2 protein-coding genes are annotated in these 880 nt (G+C 64.5%); one reads left to right on the plus strand and one right to left on the minus strand.

All coding sequences use genetic code 11. The features are described from left to right. Nucleotides 1–68: 68 nt before the first annotated feature. Nucleotides 69–611: a glycerol-3-phosphate acyltransferase gene (locus F604_RS0101485; protein ID WP_019550125.1), complete on the plus strand. Its 543-nt coding sequence runs from the start codon at nt 69–71 to the stop codon at nt 609–611. Here F604_RS0101485 and F604_RS11760 read toward each other — a convergent pair. Then, the coding region (locus F604_RS11760) for a transposase (RefSeq protein WP_038044460.1) at nt 608–880 on the minus strand (273 nt) is incomplete at its 5' end. The genes F604_RS0101485 and F604_RS11760 overlap by 4 nt on opposite strands.

Raw genomic sequence — 880 nt, forward strand, 5'->3', positions numbered from 1 at the left:
GTGGGGGCCCCGGTAAACCACCCCACGCTGCCTTGCGGCAGCGTGGGGGCCCCGGTAGGGTATAAGCCATGCTCCTTGCCTTCGTTGTCGGCTACTTCCTGGGAAGTTTCCCCATAGCCTTCTGGTTCGGGGCCCTTAGGGGAAGAAACCTGCTTAAGGAGGGCTCGGGCAATCCCGGGGCCTTTAACGCCTACCGGGTTTTGGGGCCCGTGCCTGGCCTAATGGTTCTCCTCCTGGACGCCCTTAAGGGGATCCTGGCGGTGGCCTTGGGGGAGGGCGTTGCGGGAAGCCCTTTGGGAGGCTTGGCCGGAGGGGTGGGAGCGGTGTTTGGGCATGCGTTTTCCCCCTGGCTTGCTTTTCGGGGAGGCAAGGGCCTGGCTACGGGGGCCGGGGTGCTTTTGGCGGTGGATCCCCGGATGCTTTTGGGCTCCCTCCTTCTTTTCGCCATCCTCCAGGCCCTCTTTCGCCGGCCCTACCGGGTGGCCTTGGCGGTGGCCTTGGCCCAACCCCTCTTGGCGGCCTTGCTTCATCCTTCTTTCGCTTTCCTCCTCTTCGGCCTGGGGCTTGGCCTTCCCGTGGCCTTGCGCCACCTCAAGGACTGGGATCGCTAAGTACCCTCCCCCAAGATTTTCAACTCCACACCCCCCAGGGCCTTGAGGGCCTGAACCACCGCCTCCCTAAGCTCCTCAACCCCCCCGTAGTGCCGCCGAGGCATCAAAAACCCCTTCACCCGCCGCCACACACCCTCCATGGGGTTCAAATGGGGACTGTACCGGGGCAGGTATCCCACCGTAAGCCCCCGCTCCCTCCACGCCCCCTTCCTCCCCTCCATCCCCCGCGACCGGTGAAAGGACGCATTGTCCATGAACACCCTCAAAGG

The organism is Thermus scotoductus DSM 8553 (genome assembly GCF_000381045.1).
GTDB classification, from domain to species: domain Bacteria; phylum Deinococcota; class Deinococci; order Deinococcales; family Thermaceae; genus Thermus; species Thermus scotoductus.

Bases quoted from the DNA above. Each gene is read 5' to 3' on its own strand.
- F604_RS0101485 (WP_019550125.1), top strand. From the start codon at position 69: ATGCTCCTTGCCTTCGTTGTCGGCTACTTCCTGGGAAGTTTCCCCATA.